At 73.5% G+C, this 16180-nt stretch carries 14 protein-coding genes; 7 read left to right on the top strand and 7 right to left on the bottom strand.

From position 1 onward, the window contains the following. Positions 1–1527, top strand: a 1527-nt coding sequence (locus ACOWU6_RS16165) for an HNH endonuclease (protein ID WP_421076331.1), incomplete at its 5' end; no start/stop codon positions are given. A gap of 114 nt (positions 1528–1641) precedes the next feature. Here ACOWU6_RS16165 and ACOWU6_RS16170 read toward each other — a convergent pair. From ACOWU6_RS16170 to ACOWU6_RS16190, 5 genes are all read right to left on the bottom strand, one after another. Beyond that, complete coding sequence (locus tag ACOWU6_RS16170; protein ID WP_421076332.1) at positions 1642–2547, bottom strand: hypothetical protein; 906 nt, start codon at positions 2545–2547, stop codon at positions 1642–1644. Positions 2548–2608: 61 nt separating this feature from the next. After that, a complete protein-coding gene (gene hutI, locus ACOWU6_RS16175; protein WP_421076333.1) occupies positions 2609–3790 on the bottom strand; it encodes an imidazolonepropionase in 1182 nt (393 codons plus the stop codon). 1 nt (position 3791) lies between these two features. Continuing rightward, complete coding sequence (gene hutU, locus ACOWU6_RS16180; RefSeq protein ID WP_421076334.1) at positions 3792–5462, bottom strand: urocanate hydratase; 1671 nt, start codon at positions 5460–5462, stop codon at positions 3792–3794. A gap of 117 nt (positions 5463–5579) precedes the next feature. Then, positions 5580–7034, bottom strand: coding sequence for an amino acid permease (locus ACOWU6_RS16185; RefSeq protein WP_421076335.1), 1455 nt, complete (start codon positions 7032–7034; stop codon positions 5580–5582). A 26-nt stretch (positions 7035–7060) separates the two neighbouring features. Further along, positions 7061–7984 (bottom strand): arginase family protein, encoded by a 924-nt coding sequence (locus ACOWU6_RS16190; RefSeq protein WP_421076336.1) that lies wholly within the window; start codon positions 7982–7984, stop codon positions 7061–7063. Positions 7985–8130: 146 nt separating this feature from the next. Here ACOWU6_RS16190 and hutH point away from each other — a divergent pair, with 146 nt between their 5' ends. Genes hutH through ACOWU6_RS16205 form a run of 3 tightly spaced genes read left to right on the top strand, consistent with a single transcriptional unit; the run spans position 8131 to position 11396 of the window. After that, positions 8131–9696 carry a histidine ammonia-lyase gene (gene hutH / locus ACOWU6_RS16195; RefSeq protein WP_421076337.1) on the top strand — a complete coding sequence of 522 codons (1566 nt, stop codon included), beginning with the start codon at positions 8131–8133 and terminating at the stop codon, positions 9694–9696. Positions 9697–9707: 11 nt separating this feature from the next. Then, positions 9708–10493, top strand: coding sequence for an IclR family transcriptional regulator (locus ACOWU6_RS16200; protein ID WP_324012606.1), 786 nt, complete (start codon positions 9708–9710; stop codon positions 10491–10493). Positions 10494–10502: 9 nt separating this feature from the next. Continuing rightward, positions 10503–11396, top strand: a complete 894-nt coding sequence (locus tag ACOWU6_RS16205) for an NAD-dependent epimerase/dehydratase family protein (RefSeq protein WP_421076338.1) — start codon at positions 10503–10505, stop codon at positions 11394–11396. On the opposite strand, the gene ACOWU6_RS16210 is transcribed toward ACOWU6_RS16205, so the two are convergent. Continuing rightward, positions 11393–12046, bottom strand: coding sequence for an IMPACT family protein (locus ACOWU6_RS16210; protein ID WP_421076339.1), 654 nt, complete (start codon positions 12044–12046; stop codon positions 11393–11395). The genes ACOWU6_RS16205 and ACOWU6_RS16210 overlap by 4 nt on opposite strands. After that, positions 12043–12714 carry a FadR/GntR family transcriptional regulator gene (locus ACOWU6_RS16215; RefSeq protein WP_421076340.1) on the bottom strand — a complete coding sequence of 224 codons (672 nt, stop codon included), beginning with the start codon at positions 12712–12714 and terminating at the stop codon, positions 12043–12045. Before ACOWU6_RS16215 ends, ACOWU6_RS16210 begins: the two co-directional genes overlap by 4 nt. A gap of 83 nt (positions 12715–12797) precedes the next feature. On the opposite strand from ACOWU6_RS16215, the gene ACOWU6_RS16220 reads away from it, so the two are divergent. From ACOWU6_RS16220 to ACOWU6_RS16230, 3 genes are all read left to right on the top strand, one after another. Further along, positions 12798–13967, top strand: coding sequence for an MFS transporter (locus ACOWU6_RS16220; protein ID WP_421076341.1), 1170 nt, complete (start codon positions 12798–12800; stop codon positions 13965–13967). A gap of 144 nt (positions 13968–14111) precedes the next feature. Next, positions 14112–15539 (top strand): DUF6421 family protein, encoded by a 1428-nt coding sequence (locus ACOWU6_RS16225; RefSeq protein ID WP_421076342.1) that lies wholly within the window; start codon positions 14112–14114, stop codon positions 15537–15539. After that, on the top strand, positions 15532–16170 hold the full coding sequence (locus ACOWU6_RS16230; RefSeq protein ID WP_421076343.1) for an SDR family NAD(P)-dependent oxidoreductase: 639 nt from the start codon (positions 15532–15534) through the stop codon (positions 16168–16170). Before ACOWU6_RS16225 ends, ACOWU6_RS16230 begins: the two co-directional genes overlap by 8 nt. Positions 16171–16180: the final 10 nt, after the last annotated feature.

Here is a 16180-nt window from a genome sequence, read left to right on the forward strand (position 1 = left end):
CGGCGGGGTGTGTGGGTGAAGGTGCTCCCGGATGGGACGCAGGCGCTGGAGATCGTGGGCGAGGCGACCCGGATCCAGGCGATCGCCCGGGCCCTGCGCCAGCACGCGCGGGACCTGGCCCGACAGGAACGCCGCGCCGCCGAAACCACGGATACCGGAAGCGTTGCGGGCGCGGGCGCGGGCGCGGGCGCGGGCGCCGCGGGTGTGGGCGCGGCCGGTGGGTCGGGTGTGCGGTTCGAGGATTCGGAGCGGGTCGGTGAGGGTGGGGAGGGGCCGCGGACGGCGACGCAGATCGCGTCGGACCTCGCCGTGGAGGTCCTGTCCGCCCTGTGCGGCGACCCTGACGACACCCCCGCCCCCTGGACCACCAACACGAACGCAGACGGCGCGGGCGCCCCGGACGCGGGCACGACGGATGTCGGCGATGCGGACGCGGGCGCGACGGAGCCGGGCACGACGGAGCCGGGCGCGGACGCGGTGACACCGGATGCGGACGACGTGAACGTGGACGCCGCGGGTGCGACCGCGGACATGGATTCGGCGACCCCCGATGCGGGTGCCGACGACGCTGACCACGCGCGAGGTCCCGGAGCTTCACCCCCGGACGGATCGCCTCCGGACGTGGATCCTCCGCGTGGGGCTCCGCCGTCGGTGCGGGGCTTGGTGGGGGATGTGGATGGGGTGCTGTCGCGGGTGCGGGCGGTGGTGCAGGTCACGGTCGCGGCCACGACGCTGGCGGGGTTGGATGATGAGCCGGGGTTCCTGGCCGGGTACGGGCCGATCGACGCGGACACCGCCCGCAAGCTCGCGGGGAACGCGGCGGGGTGGGAGCGGGTGTTCTGCCATCCCGACACCGGGGCGCTGCTCACCGTCGACCGGTACACCCCCACCGCTGCGCAGAAGCGGTACCTCCTCGCCCGCGACGAACGCTGCCGCACCCCCGGGTGCCGCAACCTCGCCCTCACCGCCGACCTGGACCACACCATCCCGTACGCCCAGGGCGGTGTCACGGACGTGGGCAACCTCGCCTGCCTGTGCGAGGGATGCCACCAGGACAAGCACCACACGCCCTGGCAGGTCAGGCAGCTCGGCGACGGGGTCCTGGAATGGACCAGCCCCGCCGGACACACCTACACCGAGAAGCCACCCCCGCAGGTCCGCGCGGAAGCCACCCCGACCCCGCTCATCGCCGACGCCCTCGCCCGCCACCACCGCGACCGCGAGCAGGCCGAGCAGCGCCGCCGCGCCCGCCAGCACGAACGCGAACAGGAGCGCGAGCAGGAACAGCACCAGCCGGAACGCGAACAGCACCAGCGGGAGGAGGAGCAGCGCCGGCGCGAGCAGGAGGAGCGGGAGAGGGAGCGGCTGCTGCACCTCGAGATCGAACAGGACATCCAGGAATGGTTCCGCCACTACTGGACAACCCCGGAATACCTCGCCCAAGCCCTCCTCGACGCCGACGACATCGCCCACCACGAAGACCTCGACCACGGCACGGACGCCCGATTCACCCTCGAACCCGCCTGAGCGAGACAGCATCGGATGTGCGGCGGGTCCGGGTTCAATCAGGGAGGAGAGCCCCGGGAGCGGGCGCCGTCCTCGCGATCACCTGCCGCGGGCCCCGGAAGCGTGGCCGGCCGCTTATTCGCCGCCGCCTCCACCGCCTCCTCCGCCGTCTCCGCCGCCGTCCCCGCCGCCTCCACCGCCGTCGCCGCCTCCGCCGTCGCCCCCGCTGCCGTCGCCGCCGTCTCCGCCGCCGTCGCCCCATCCGCCGTCGGTCGAGCTCCAGAGGCCCGCGTCTTCGGCCCACGTGAGCGCGATGCCGCCGCCCACCACGGCGGTGACGCCGTCCACGACGTGCCGTTGCTTCGGTGCGGTCCGCAGGACCTTCAGCGCACTCAGCGGCACGACGCGTCCCAGAGGCCAGCAGACGTCACGCTGTCGGTCGACCGCGATGACCGCGCTCGACCGCGAGCGCGCGTTGACGAGGTGGCCCTCGATGCGCGCGGAAACGGCAGGAGGCATCAGCGCGCGGTCGCCCAGCACCGCCACTCGCGTCTCTCCGGCGAGCGCGCGAGCGAGCGCGGTGTCGGGGTCGAGGTGCTCGATCGTGCCCGCGATGACGACGCCCGACGGGCGGCCCCGCATGCCCATGCGACGCACGTCATCCTCGGCGACGACGAGGATCAGATCCGGACGCCTGCGGTCGGCGTCGAACCCGTGCAGCACTCGCCACCGGCGGAGCCGGCTGACCGCGCGTCGCCCCGCGAGGATGAGCACAAGCAGAGGCCCCGCGAGCGTCAGCACGACGAGCAGGAGCCACAGTAGGAGGCCGATAGGCACAGCCATCCATTCCTGCTGCTCGGGGATGGAGCGCATGAGCTGATCGGTCCAGACGCCGGGCGCGAGGATGGCGCCGTCGGTCTCCTGGATCACGCCGCGGCTGAACCAGCCCATCCACGCGACCATCCCGAGGCAGAGCAGGATCGGGGGCAGGGCACGCCACAGAGACCGGCGTGCCGCTCGGTCGAGCAGGGGTCGGTCCATCGCGTGTCCTCCTCACCGCCATCTTGGCTCATGACGAGGAGGGGTCGGTCCGATGACCTCGTCACACCACCCGAACACCGGCCCGCCAGACGGCGGACGTGAGCGGCATGCCGGGGCGATAGGCGAGGTGGCTGACCGACGGGGCGTCGAGCAGCTGCAGGTCGGCGCGCGCGCCGGGCGCGACGACGCCGAGGCGCGGGCGGCCCGGTCGGTCGACGTGGCGGTCGAGCGCGATCGCTCCCCCGAGAGTCGCGGCGCGCACGGCCTCCTCGATGGTGAGCCCCATCTGCAGCACGGCGGTCGCGACGCAGAACGCCATTGACGATGTGTACGACGTGCCGGGGTTGCAGTTGCTCGCGATCGCGACGACCGCCCCGGCGTCGATGAGCCGACGGGCGGGCGCGAGCGGCATGCGCGTAGAGAGGTCGCAGGCCGGGAGCACGGTCGCGACGGTGCCGCGCCCGTCGCCCTGCCACGTCTCCGCGAGTGCCTCCACGTCATCGTCGGTCAGGAAGCCGAGGTGGTCGACGCTCAGCGCTCCGTGCTCCACGGCGATCCGCACGCCGTCGCCGTGCCCGAGCTGATTGCCGTGCACATGGGCGGCGAGTCCTCGCGCCGTCGCGGCGGCGAGCACGCGAGCACTCTCCTCCGCCGAGAACGCGCCGCGCTCGCAGAACACGTCGACGGCCGTCACCCATGGCGCGACCGCATCGAGCATCGGCCCGGTCACGAGTTCGAGGTACTCGACCCGGTCCGCACCCTCCGGGACGACGTGCGCCCCGAGGAAGGTGACCTCGTCGACCGCCTCCGCGGCGATCCGCGCCGATCGAACCTCGTCGTCGACCGTGAGCCCGTAGCCGGTCTTCGTCTCGAGAGCGGTCGTGCCGCCGGCGCGCGCCTCGGCGACGAGCCGTGCGATGCCCGCGCGCAGCTCGTCGTCCGACGCGGCTCGCGTGGCCGACACCGTCGCGTTGATGCCGCCGGCGGCATACGGCTGACCCGCCATGCGCGACTCGAACTCGGCGGACCGGTCGCCCGCGAACACGAGATGCGTGTGGGAGTCGACCCATCCCGGCAGCGCGGCTCGACCATCCGCATCGACGCGCTCGTCGGCGTCGGGTGCGTCTGCGGCCGGCCCGACCCACGCGAACCGGTCGCCGTCGATCACGACCGCGGCGTCGCGCAGCCGCGGGCCCTCGTTCGTGGTGAGCTCGCGGATGCCCGTGACGAGGATGCTGCCCATGTCAGTCCCGCACGACCGGCGTGAGCGGGATGCGCACGCCGCGCTCGGCGGCCACGTCGACCGCTCGTCGGTAGCCGGCGTCGACGTGGCGGATGACGCCCATCCCGGGGTCGTTGGTGAGCAGGCGCGCGAGCTTCTCCGCCGCGAGCGGCGTGCCATCCGCGACGCCGACCTGCCCCGCGTGGATCGAGCGCCCGATGCCGACGCCGCCCCCGTGATGCAGCGACACCCAGGTGGCGCCCGAGGAGGCGGCGGTGAGGGCGTTGAGGAGCGGCCAGTCGGCGATCGCGTCGGATCCGTCGAGCATCGACTCCGTCTCGCGGTAGGGCGACGCGACCGAGCCCGAGTCGAGGTGATCGCGGCCGATGACGATCGGCGCCGAGATCTCCCCCGAGGCGACGAGCTCGTTGAAGCGCAGCCCCGCCTTCGCCCGGTCGCCGTAGCCGAGCCAGCAGATGCGGGCGGGCAGGCCCTCGAACTCGACGCGCTCCTGCGCGGCGGTGATCCACCGGCGCAGGTGCGCATCCTCGGGGAACAGCTCGAGGATGGCGCGGTCGGTGACCTCGATGTCGCGCGGGTCGCCCGACAGCGCGGCCCAGCGGAACGGGCCGAGACCCTCGCAGAAGAGCGGACGGATGTAGGCCGGCACGAACCCGGGGAAGGCGAACGCGCGCTCGTACCCGGCCTGGCGGGCCTCGTCTCGGATGGAGTTGCCGTAGTCGAAGACCTCGGCACCCGCATCCTGGAACCCCACCATCGCCTCGACCTGGGCCGCCATCGATGCGCGGGCGCGCTCGGTGAAGCCCTCGGGGTCGGCCGCGGCGGCGTCGTGCCACTCCTCGACGGACATGCCGACGGGCAGGTACGACAGGGGGTCGTGCGCGGAGGTCTGGTCGGTGACGATGTCGATCGCGACGCCGCGGCGCAGCAGCTCGGGGAAGACCTCGGCCGCGTTGCCGACGACGCCGATCGAGAGCGCGCGGCGCTGCTCCTTCGCCTCGAGGGCGACCGCGACGGCGGTGTCGAGGTCGGCCTCGACGCGGTCGAGGTAGCGCTTGCCGACGCGACGGCGCAGACGCGTCTCGTCGACGTCGACGACGAGGCAGACGCCGTCGTTGAGGGTGACCGCGAGCGGCTGAGCGCCGCCCATCCCGCCGCAGCCTCCCGTGAGCGTGAGCGTTCCGGCGAGCGTCCCGCCGAAGCGCTTGCGGGCGACGGCGGCGAACGTCTCGAACGTGCCCTGGAGGATGCCCTGCGTGCCGATGTAGATCCAGGAGCCGGCCGTCATCTGCCCGTACATCGTGAGCCCCTCGGCCTCGAGACGGCGGAACTCGGGCCACGTCGCCCAGTCGCCGACGAGGTGCGAGTTCGCGATGAGCACGCGCGGCGCCCACGGGTTCGTGCGGAAGATGCCGACCGGCTTGCCGGACTGCACGAGAAGCGTCTCGTCATCCTCGAGATCGGTGAGCGCCGCCGTGATCGCGTCGAACGCCTCCCAGCTGCGCGCGGCGCGCCCGGTTCCGCCGTAGACGACGAGGTCGTCGGGCCGCTCGGCGACCTCGGGGTCGAGGTTGTTGTGCAGCATGCGCAGCGGGGCTTCGGTCTGCCAGCTCTTCGCCGTCAGGGTGGTGCCGCGCTGTGCGCGGACGGGGCGTGCGCCGGGGAGCGTCATCGTCGGGGCCTCTCTCTCGAGCCGGGGTCTGCCTCGATCCAATCCCGCGACGGCCCGCGCGACAACGGGGAACGCGACGGCCCCGTCTGGAATCCCAGACGGGGCCGTCGCGTCGCGTCACGGCGCTCGAGGAGGCAGCGGGATGGGCGCTGTCGCGTCCTCGAGGTCGGGCGCCGATCGCCCCTGCTCGCGGACGAACAGCGTGTACGCCAGCCAGAGGACGGCCAGCCACACCGCGCCCACCATGAGCGCGGGCCGCGTGTCGGGCACGATGCCGAGCACGACGACGACGAACAGCACGAAGGCGATCGCCGCGTAGGAGGCCGCCGGCCAGAGTGGGACGGGGAACTCCGACGGAAGCCGGCCCTCCCGCGCGATCGCGTGCTTCATGCGCACGTGCGACAGCAGGATCATGAGCCACACCCACACCGTGGCGAACGTCGCGACCGATGCGATGAGGAGGAACGCCTGCTCGGGGATCACCGCGTTGAGGACGACGCCCACGAGCAGCGTCGCCATGAGGATGAGGACAGGGAAGATCGGGACACCCTGGCGGGAGGTCTTCCGGAAGATCGCGGGCGCCTGCCCCTGCTGCGCGAGGCCGAACATCATGCGACCCGCGCCGAAGATGTCGGAGTTGATGGCCGACACCGCGGCCGTGATGACGACGGCGTTGAGGAGGTGCGGCGCGAACGGGATCCCGAGGGTCGTGAAGATCGAGACGAAGGGGCTCGCCTCGCCCGTGATCGACGTCCACGGCACGAGCATCATGATGACCCCGAGCGTGAGCACGTAGAAGAGGAGGATGCGCAGCGGCACGGTGTTGATCGCCTGCGGCAGCACGCGCTTGGGATCCTGGGCCTCCCCGGCCGTGACGCCGATGATCTCGATGCCGCCGAACGCGAACATGACGACCGCGAGGCTCGCGATGAGCCCGCCGACGCCCTCGGGGGCGAAGCCGCCGTGGCTCCAGAGGTTCGCGATGCCGGAGGCGTTCTCCTCCTGGTTGCCGAGCCCGAACGCGATGATGGCGATGCCGCCCGCGATCATCGCGATGATCGCGGAGACCTTGACGAGCGAGAACCAGAACTCGAGCTCTCCGAACACCTTCACGCTCAGCAGGTTGAGCGCGCCGATGAAGAGGATGATCGAGAGCACCCAGATCCAGCGCGGCACGTCGGGGAACCAGAAGCCCATGTAGATGCCGAACGCCGTCACGTCGGCGAGGCACACGATCACCATCTCGAACGCGTACGTCCATCCCGTCACGAAGCCTGCGAGCGGGCCGAGGTAGCGGGCGGCGTACTGGCCGAAGGAGCCCGCGACGGGATGGCGGACCGCCATCTCGCCGAGCGCGCGCATCACCATGAAGACGGCGGCGCCGCCGACGATGTACGCGAGGAGCACGGCGGGTCCCGCGGACTGGATGGCCGCGGACGACCCGTAGAAGAGGCCGGTCCCGATCGCGGAGCCGAGCGCCATGAAGCGCACGTGCCGGGCGGAGAGCCCGCGGCGGAGGGTGTGCGCGGAAGCGGTCGCGGCGGGCGCGTGCGTGGCAGAGGTGTCAGACATCGTCGTCTCCATTCTCCTCGGTCGGGCTAGCGTCCGGCGACGCCCGCGAGCGCCTCCAGGACGAGCGTCGCGACGAGACGCACCGTGCGCCCGTCGGGGGTGTCCGCGGTCGCATCGACCTCGGTGAGGTCGAGCGATCGCACGCGGGGGTCGCGCGTGACGCGTCGGACGGCCCTGCGCAGCTCGGCGGCCGAGAGGCCGCCGGGCACGGAAGCCGGGCAGGCGGGGGCGACCGCGCGGTCGCAGACATCGACGTCGACGTCGACGTGGACCGCGCCGCCGCCCGCGCCCGCGATCGCGAGCGCCTCGTCGACGACGTCGGCGATCGGGCGATCGTGCAGGGCATCGCGCGGGATGACAGTGATCCCGAGCTCCTGCGCCCGCCGCGCGTACGCGAGCGAGTTCGCGAAGTCGGCGATGCCGATCTGCACGACGCGCCGCCCGTCGAGCCCGGCCTCGATGAGGCGCCGCACGGGGGAGCCGTTGCTGATCCCGTCGCGCAGGTCGTGATGCGCGTCGAAGGTGATGAGGCCGGCCGACGCGATGCCGTCGCCCCACGCGCCGAGCGCCGCGGGGACCGTCGCCGCGTTGTCGCCGCCCAGTGCGATGACGAGCCGTGCGCGCTCCGCGAGCGCGCGGACGGCCGCGACAGCGGCGTCCTCATCGCGGCCGTGATCGGGCTCGGCGATGTCGCCCGCGTCGACGATGCGCAGCGCCTCGTCGAGGTCGACGGCGCCCCTGCCCTCCACGTGCGCGAGGGCCGAGTAGCGGCGCAGCGCGTCGCGCACCGCCGATGGCGTCGCGTCCGCATGCGTCGGCGAGAGCGAGGTGCGCCGCGTCGGGAGCCCGAAGAGGGCGGCGTCCGCCTCCGCGCCGTCGGGGCGCGGCCATCCGCCCGTGCGCGGCCAGAGGGGATCGTGCGAGAGGGCGGGGGAGGGCTGATCGCTCATGGCGTCACGGTACCCACGGGCGGTGCGGGGCGAACCGCCGCCCCGCACATCGTCGTCTGGGATCCCAGAGCGTACCGTCTGGGATCCCAGACGGCAGGAGGCGCTCGGTCCTGTCCGCCGGCGCGGACGTGACGTTCCATGGAGGGATGACCACCTCGCACGCCCTCCGCTCCATCTCGCTCGGCTCCGCGGGCCTCCGCCCGGACGACGTCGTCGCCGTGGCCCGAGACGGCGCGCCCGTCCATCTCTCGGAGCAGGCGCTCCGCGACATGGCGGAGAGCCGCGCGCTCATCGACGACCTCGCACACGACGCGCTCCCGCACTACGGCGTCTCGACGGGCTTCGGCGCCCTCGCCACCGTGCAGATCCCGCGCGAGAAGCGCCGGCAGCTGCAGCGCAGCCTCGTGCGATCGCACGCCGCCGGAACCGGAGAGGAGGTCGAGCGCGAGGTGGTCCGCGCGCTCATGCTCCTGCGTCTCGACACCCTCGCGACGGGCCGCACGGGTGCTCGCCCGATCGTCGCGGAGACCTACGCGCAGGTGCTCAACGCAGGGCTCACGCCCGTCGTGCACGAGTACGGCTCGCTCGGCTGCTCGGGCGACCTGTCGCCGCTCGCGCACTGCGCCCTCGCCATCATGGGCGAGGGCACCGTGCGCGATGCGGCCGGCGAGCTGCGCGACGCGGGCGATGCCCTCGAGGAGGCGGGCATCGCCCCCGTCGTGCTGGAGGAGAAGGAGGGCCTCGCCCTCATCAACGGCACCGACGGGATGCTCGGCACGCTCCTGCTCGCGCTGCACGACCTCGAGGCGCTCCTGCGCGTGGCCGACGTCGCGGCCGCCGCGAGCGTCGAGGCGCTCCGCGGGACCGACTCCGTGTTCGCCGCGGACCTGCAGGAGCTGCGCCCGCACCCCGGGCAGGCCGCCGCGGCCGCGAACATGGCGCGGGTGCTGGCTGACTCGGGACTCGTCTCCCGGCGGGTGAGCGGCGAGTTCACGCGCGTGCAGGACGCCTACTCCCTGCGCTGTGCTCCGCAGGTGCACGGCGCCGCGCGCGACACGGCGGCGCACGCGGCCTCGGTCGCCCGCATCGAGCTCGGCAGCGCGATCGACAACCCGGTGGTGACCCGCGACGGGCGCGTCGAGTCGAACGGCAACTTCCACGGGGCGCCCGTCGGGTACGTGCTCGACTTCCTCGCGATCGCCGCGGCGGACGTCGCGTCGATGTCGGAGCGCCGGACCGACCGCTTCCTCGACGTCGCGCGCAACCACGGGCTCCCGCCGTTCCTCGCCGCCGACCCGGGGCTCGACTCGGGCCTCATGATCGCGCAGTACACGGCCGCAGGCATCGTCTCCGAGATGAAGCGGCTCGCGGTCCCCGCCTCGGTCGACTCCATCCCGTCCTCGGCGATGCAGGAAGACCACGTCGCGATGGGATGGGCGGCCGCGCGCAAGCTGCGCCGCTCGATCGACGGCCTCGCGCGCGTGCTCGCGATCGAGCTGCTCACCGCGACGCGCGCCCTCGACTTCCGCCTCGCCGCCGGCGAGGGCGAGCCGGGCGCGGCCACCCGCGCGCTGCACGCCCTCTTCCGCACCGACATCGCCGCGCCCGACACCGACGCCTTCACGTCGCCCGACATCCAGGCGGCGGTCGCGCACGTGCAGTCGGGCCGCGTGCTCGCGGCGGTCGAGACGGCGATCGGCGCGCTCGCGTAGCCTCGACCTCGATGTCAGAGTCGTCCCGCGTTCCCGCGTTCGAGAACGGGCTGCGCATCCTCGACCTGCTCGCGCGTGCGAGCGGGCCGCTCCAGGCCGCGACGATCGCGCAGCGCCTGGAGCTGCCCCGCTCGACGGTCTACCACCTCCTGAACGTCGCCGAGCGGGCGGGGTACGTCATGCGGCTGCCCGACGAGAGCCGATACGGGCTCGGCATCGCGGCCGTCGACCTCGGCAGCTCCTATGCGCGCACCGACCCGCTCGCGCGCCTCGGCCGCGTGCACGTCGCTCGCCTGGTCGACCGGATCGGGCTCAGCGCGCATCTCGCCGTCCTGCACGGGCGCGAGGTGCTCTACATCGTCGAGATCCGCGCGAAGCACGCACCCGACCTCGTCACGGCCGTCGACGTCCGCCTGCCGGCCCAGCTGACCGCGAGCGGGCGGGCCATCCTCGCCGCGCTGCCCAAGGCGCAGCTGCGCGCGCTGTACCCCGATGCGCGGGCCTTCGTGCAGCGGCATGCCGAGACGCCCGCCGTGACGACCTACGCCGAGCTGCGCCGCGTGCTCGAGGAGGGGCGCCTGCGCGGATGGGCCGAGGAGACCGGAGACGTCACCCCGGGGCTGTCATCGGTCGCGGTCCCCGTGCTCGATCACCGCGGATGGCCCGTGGCCGCGATCGCGATCACGTATCCGGACGCGTCGGTCGCGCCCGAGCGCCTGCCGGCGCTCGTCGACGACGCCCGCTCGGTGGCGGAGGAGATCTCGCGCCGCATCCACGGCGCGCCGCGCGACGCCTAGGCTGGACCCGTGGACACAGCAGCGCAGCGGGTCGTCATCACGGGGAGCAGCGGGAAGCTGGGGCGCGCGGTCGTCGCGCACTTCGCCGAGCACGGGTACGCGGTGACCGCGGTCGACCGCGTGCGGCCCGCCTCGCTGCCGGAGGGGGCGCGCTTCCTCCAGGCCGACCTCAGCGACTACGGGCAGGCGGTCCAGGTGCTCACGCACGTCGACGAGCACTACGGCGCCCTTCCCGTGGGCTCGGGCCGCGGCGTCGACGCGCTCGTGCACCTCGCCGCGATCCCGGCGCCCGGCCTGCTGCCCGACGCCGCGACCTTCGCGAACAACACGGCGATCACCTACAACCTCTTCTCCGCGGCACGGCTCGCCGGCATCCGCCGCGTGGTGTTCGCATCGAGTGAGACCCTCCTCGGGCTGTCGTTCGCCGACACCCCTCCGCCGTACCTCCCCGTCGATGAGGAGTACGCCGTCCGGCCGCAGACGTCCTACTCCCTCGGGAAGGCGGTCGACGAGGAGCTCGCCCGCCACTTCGCCCGCTGGTGCCCCGATGCGGGCTTCCTCGGCCTGCGGTTCTCGAACGTGATGGATCCCGAGGACTACGCGCGCTTCCCGGGGTTCGACGCCGACCCGTCCGAGCGCTCGTGGAACGCGTGGGGCTACATCGACGCGCGCGACGGCGCGCTCGCCTGCCGCCTCGCGGTCGAGAGCGGCATCGTCGGCGCGGAGAACTTCGTCATCGCGGCCGCCGACACGGTGATGTCGCGGGGCTCGGCCGAGCTCGCCGCCGAGGTGTTCCCCGAGGTGCCGGTGCGCGGCGAGGTCGCGGGCACGCAGACCCTGCTGTCGATCGAGAAGGCGCGCCGCCTGCTGGGCTTCGAGCCGCAGCACTCCTGGCGCGGCTAGCCTCGGCCGGACACGTCGACGACGCGCTCTCCGCCGATGACCGGCGCGAGGGCGCCGGCCGTGGCGGCTGCGAGGTCGTCGCGGAGGCGGCCGAGCTCGGCGGCCGGCGTCCAGAGCTCGAAGGTCGCGTGCGTCGCGTAGGAGGTCTCGCCGAGCGTCGCGCCGTGGTGCGCGGCCCACTCGCGCAGCAGGTTGTCGATGCGGCCCGCGTCGCCGTGCGGCACCGCGACCGTCACCTGCGTGAGCGCCTCCCGGCGCACGGGCGCGGCGAGGTCGAGCGCCTCTGACACGGCAGAGGAGTACGCGCGGACGAGCCCGCCCGCCCCGAGCTTGATCCCGCCGAAGTAGCGGGTGACGACCGCGACCACGTCGGTGAGGTCGCGGCGTCGCAGCACCTCGAGCATGGGGATCCCCGCCGTGCCCGACGGCTCGCCGTCGTCGGATGAGCGCGCCTGGTCGCCGAGGAGGCCGGTCACCATCGCGACGCAGTGGTGGCGGGCATCCCATGCGCGCCGGCGCGCGGCGGCGATGACCTCCTCCGCCTCCTGCGGCGAGGAGACCGGCGCGACCTGGGCGATGAAGCGCGACTTCCGCTCGACGAGCTCGTGCTCGACGGGCGCCGCGATGGTCGACGGATAGCGGCGGCTCACGGGGCGGCCGTCGCCCGGACGGTGTCGATGAGCGACGCCGCGAGGGCGCCCGCCGCGTCGCGGTCTCCGCGCGCGATGGCGTCGGCGAGAGCGCGATGGGCGTCGCCCACCTCGCGCGGCTCGGGGAGGGCGCTCGTCTCGGCGATCGAGTGGGTCACGAGCCCCGCCATCGCCTCGTGGAGGCGCGCGAGCAGGGGGTTGCCGCTCGCCTCGATCACCGCCCGGTGGAAGGCCGCGTCGGCCGCGACGCAGGCGTCGAGGTCGCCCGCCTCGTGCGCGCGCATCCGCTCGACGAGGGCGCGCTCGATCGCCGGGCCCGCGGTCTCGGGGATGGCCGCGGCGGCGCGCGCGGCGGCGGCCTCGAGCCCGGCCCGCGCCTCGAAGACGTGGTCGATCGACACCTCGTCTCTCGCGAGCAGCACGGGGAGCTCGTCGGACGCGCGCACGTAGGTGCCGTCACCCACGCGCGGCTCGAGGAGTCCCGCGACGCTCAGCGCGCGCAGCGCCTCGCGGACCGTGCCGCGGCTCACGTCCAGATCCTCCGCGAGCTGGATCTCGCCCGGGATCCGCGATCCCACCGGCCACGCGCCCGACACGATGAGCGCGCGGAACTGCTCGGTGACCTGCACGACGAGCGGGGCCTGCCGGATCGGCGCGTTGAGCGGCATCGCGATACCTCCTCCCGTCGAGCGTACCGGCGTCGCCGGCGTCCGGCTGGCGCGCGACGGCCAGATGTCCTACATTTGCACAGATGAACGAGGGCATGCGCAGAACCGGCTGGATGGCCGCTCTCGTCTTCCTCGTCGCGCTCTGCCTGCGCCCCGCGATCACGGCCGTCGGCCCGGTCCTCGGCGGCATCGGCGCGGAGACCGGGCTCGGCGAGGGCGCGCTCGGCCTGCTCTCGGCCCTGCCCCTGCTCGCCTTCGCCGCCGTGTCGCCGCTCGTGCACCGGATGGCGACGCGCTTCGGAGACGACAGGGCCGTGCTCGTCGCGCTCATCGTCCTCGTGGGCGCGACGCTCGTGCGCTCCTACGCGGGCGATGTCGGGCTGTGGGTCGGCACGTTCGCCGTGGGCGCCGCGGTCGCGGTCGGCAACGTGCTCACCCCGGTTCTCGTCAAGCGCGACTACCCGACGCGCATCTCCCTCGCGACCGGCTTCTACACGGCGTTCCTCACGTTCGCGGCGGGCGCCGGCTCGGCGCTCTCCGTGCCGCTCGCGCACCTCGTGAACTGGCGGTTCTCGCTCGTCGTGTGGGGCGGACTCGCGCTCGTCGTCGCGCTCGCCTGGCTGCCGCGCGTGGCGGGCCCCTCGTCGCATGAGCGCTCGCTCGATCCCGTTCCCGTGCCGCACCATCCGAGCATCTGGCGCTGGGGCACGGCGTGGCTCGCGACGGCGTACATGGGGCTGCAATCCACGACCTTCTACGTCGTCGTCACGTGGCTCCCGACGATCGAGGGGACGTGGGGCGTGCCCGCCGCGACGGCCGGCCTGCACCTCTCCGTCGTGCTCCTCCTCGGCATCGCAGGCGGCCTGCTCATCCCGCGCCTGCTGCGCGATGGCGTCGACCAGGGCCCGGGGATGGTCGTGGCGACGGCTCCGCTCGCGATCGGGACGCTCGGCCTGCTCGTGTGGCCCGGCGCCCTGTACCTGTGGCTCGCGCTCCTCGGTCTCGCGCAGGGCGCATCGCTCGTGGCGGCGCTGACGATGCTCAGCCTGCGTGCGCGCAGCCACGGCGAGGCGGCGAAGCTGTCGGGCATGGCGCAGTCGCTCGGCTACCTGCTCGCGGCCGCCGGCCCGTTCGCCGCGGGCTTCCTCGCCGAGCGCACGGGCAGCTGGGCGCCGACCCTCGCGCTGCTCGTCGGGCTCACCGCGATCCAGACCGCGATCGGCTTCGTGCTGGGCCGCGGCGGCCGCCGCTGAGCAGAACGATGATCGGCCCCGGCGCGTCGCGCGGGTGATCGCGCAGGATGCGCAGCCCATTCGAGCCCGCCGCCGCATAGCCTGGAGGGACCGACATCCACCGCCGCGACGACGCGGCCAGAGCCTCGAAGATCGGAGGTTCCCATGTCCATGAGCCAGGTGCACAGCACGAAGGCGATCATCGGTGAGCCCGAGGTCGTCGAGGACGGCCGAGCCCCCGGCGTCGAGACCTCGGATGCGTGGCGGCGTCTCAAGGACGCCGCGATCGCGATCCAGGCGATGCAGGCATCCGACGGCTCGATCCCCGACGCATCGGCGCATGACGCCGCGCGCGCCGAGGTCGAGCGCGTGCAGGACGCGGTGCGCGAGCTCGCGCCGCGCTTCCCGCACGACGCCGCGTACCTCGAGGCGGTCGTCGCCGACCTCGGCCGCTGGGTCGCCGACGGGTTCGGCGTTCCCGACTTCCACGACGCCCTCGTCGCGTTCCACCCCGAGCAGCACCGGGTCGACGGGCTGCGTCACCTCGTCGTGTTCCCGATGTACACGCAGAACGGCTCGCCCGACCGGCATCTCGAGGCGCTCGTCGTCGAGGTCATCTGGCCCGACTTCATCGCGCGCCTCGAGGCGACCGACTACGGCAACCGGCTCTTCGTGAGCCTGCGTCTGGTCGACTTCACGCCCGGGTACGACACGAACTCCGCCGTGCTCTTCCCCGAGACCGTCGCCGTGCGCGAGATCCCCGCCTTCACGTGGGGAGCGATCTTCCAGGACCGCGAGGCCGCGCGCTACCGCCGCGTCGTCCGTGCGGCATCCGAGATCACGAAGCTCGAGCTGCCGGCCGAGGCCGCGCGGATGCTCGACGACCAGCAGCTGACCGAGCAGACCTTCGTCATGTGGGACATCATCCACGATCGCACCCACATGCGCGGTGACCTGCCGTTCGACCCGTTCATGATCAAGCAGCGGATGCCGTACTTCCTCTACTCGCTCGAGGAGCTGCGCTGCGACCTCACGGCCTTCCGCGAGTGCGTCGCCATCCAGCGGCGTCTCACGGGCGCCGAGGAGCTCTCCGCGGTCGAGGCCGAGACGCTCGAGCACGCGCGGCTCGTGCAGTACGCGGTGATCTTCGACCGGATCTTCCGGTTCGCGATCACGGGCAGCCGCGTGCGCAACTACGACGGGCTCGGCGGCCAGCTGCTGTTCGCGTGGCTGCACCAGCGCGGGGCGCTCCACTGGACGGACACCGCGCTCACGTTCGACTGGGACGCGGTCCCCGACGCGGTCGTCGCCCTGGGCGACGCGATCGACGAGCTGTACTGGCGCTCGATCGACCGGCCGAAGACCGTGCACTGGCTCGCGGCATACGACCTCATCCGGTCGGTGCTGACGCCGCACCCCGCCTCGAAGTGGGCCCGCGGCCTTCCGGACGAGGTGCTCGCCGGCCCGCCGCGCGGCTTCACCGACGCCGTGCTGGACGACGAGTTCCCGCTGTCGATGTTCTACGAGGCGCTCGAGAAGAAGATGCGCGACGTGATCGCGCAGACCTCGGGCATCCGCGGGACGGATGACTGACGACGCCCTGGCCGGCCGCGCCGTGCTCCTCGCCGGGGGCACGAGCGCGGCCGGCCGCGCGGCGGCCCGGCGGCTCGCGGATGGCGGCGCGCGCGTCATCGTGGCGGGGCGCGACCCCCGGAAGCTCGCGGCGCTCGCGGGGGAGGGGCTCGAGACGATCGAGGTCGACCTCGCGGACGAGGGCGAGGTGCGCACGCTCGCCTCGTCGGCGGGCGCGATCGACGGGCTGCTGCACCTCGTAGGCGGATGGCGCGGAGGCGGAGGGATCCCCGGCCAATCGGAGGAGGACCACCGGTTCCTCGAGTCGTCGTTCACGTCGCTGCGTCTCGTGACGCGCGCGCTGTGGCCGTCCTTCGTCGCGTCGTCGCGCGCCCGCGTCGCGATCGTCTCGTCCACGGCCGTCGCGCGCCCCCGCGCGGGCGGCGCGAGCTACGCGGCGGTCAAGGCCGCGAGCGAGGCGTGGACGCGCGCGCTCGCCGACGGCTTCGCGACGGAGGCCCCCTCCGCGGCCGCGACGATCTTCCGCGTCACGGCTCTCGCCGGGCGCGAGGAGCGCCTCGCCGACGCGTACGCCGACCTGTGGGCGGCCGACGCGGCCGCCGTCAACGACCGGGTCGTCGAGCTCGCCTGACGACCCTGAA

This window comes from Microbacterium sp. SA156 (assembly GCF_049065455.1).
Lineage (GTDB): Bacteria > Actinomycetota > Actinomycetes > Actinomycetales > Microbacteriaceae > Microbacterium > Microbacterium barkeri.

Bases quoted from the DNA above. Each gene is read 5' to 3' on its own strand.
- ACOWU6_RS16170 (WP_421076332.1), bottom strand. From the start codon at position 2,547: ATGGACCGACCCCTGCTCGACCGAGCGGCACGCCGGTCTCTGTGGCGT.
- hutI (WP_421076333.1), bottom strand. From the start codon at position 3,790: ATGGGCAGCATCCTCGTCACGGGCATCCGCGAGCTCACCACGAACGAG.
- hutU (WP_421076334.1), bottom strand. From the start codon at position 5,462: ATGACGCTCCCCGGCGCACGCCCCGTCCGCGCACAGCGCGGCACCACC.
- ACOWU6_RS16185 (WP_421076335.1), bottom strand. From the start codon at position 7,034: ATGTCTGACACCTCTGCCACGCACGCGCCCGCCGCGACCGCTTCCGCG.
- ACOWU6_RS16190 (WP_421076336.1), bottom strand. From the start codon at position 7,984: ATGAGCGATCAGCCCTCCCCCGCCCTCTCGCACGATCCCCTCTGGCCG.
- hutH (WP_421076337.1), top strand. From the start codon at position 8,131: ATGACCACCTCGCACGCCCTCCGCTCCATCTCGCTCGGCTCCGCGGGC.
- ACOWU6_RS16200 (WP_324012606.1), top strand. From the start codon at position 9,708: ATGTCAGAGTCGTCCCGCGTTCCCGCGTTCGAGAACGGGCTGCGCATC.
- ACOWU6_RS16215 (WP_421076340.1), bottom strand. From the start codon at position 12,714: ATGCCGCTCAACGCGCCGATCCGGCAGGCCCCGCTCGTCGTGCAGGTC.
- ACOWU6_RS16220 (WP_421076341.1), top strand. From the start codon at position 12,798: ATGAACGAGGGCATGCGCAGAACCGGCTGGATGGCCGCTCTCGTCTTC.
- ACOWU6_RS16225 (WP_421076342.1), top strand. From the start codon at position 14,112: ATGTCCATGAGCCAGGTGCACAGCACGAAGGCGATCATCGGTGAGCCC.
- ACOWU6_RS16230 (WP_421076343.1), top strand. From the start codon at position 15,532: ATGACTGACGACGCCCTGGCCGGCCGCGCCGTGCTCCTCGCCGGGGGC.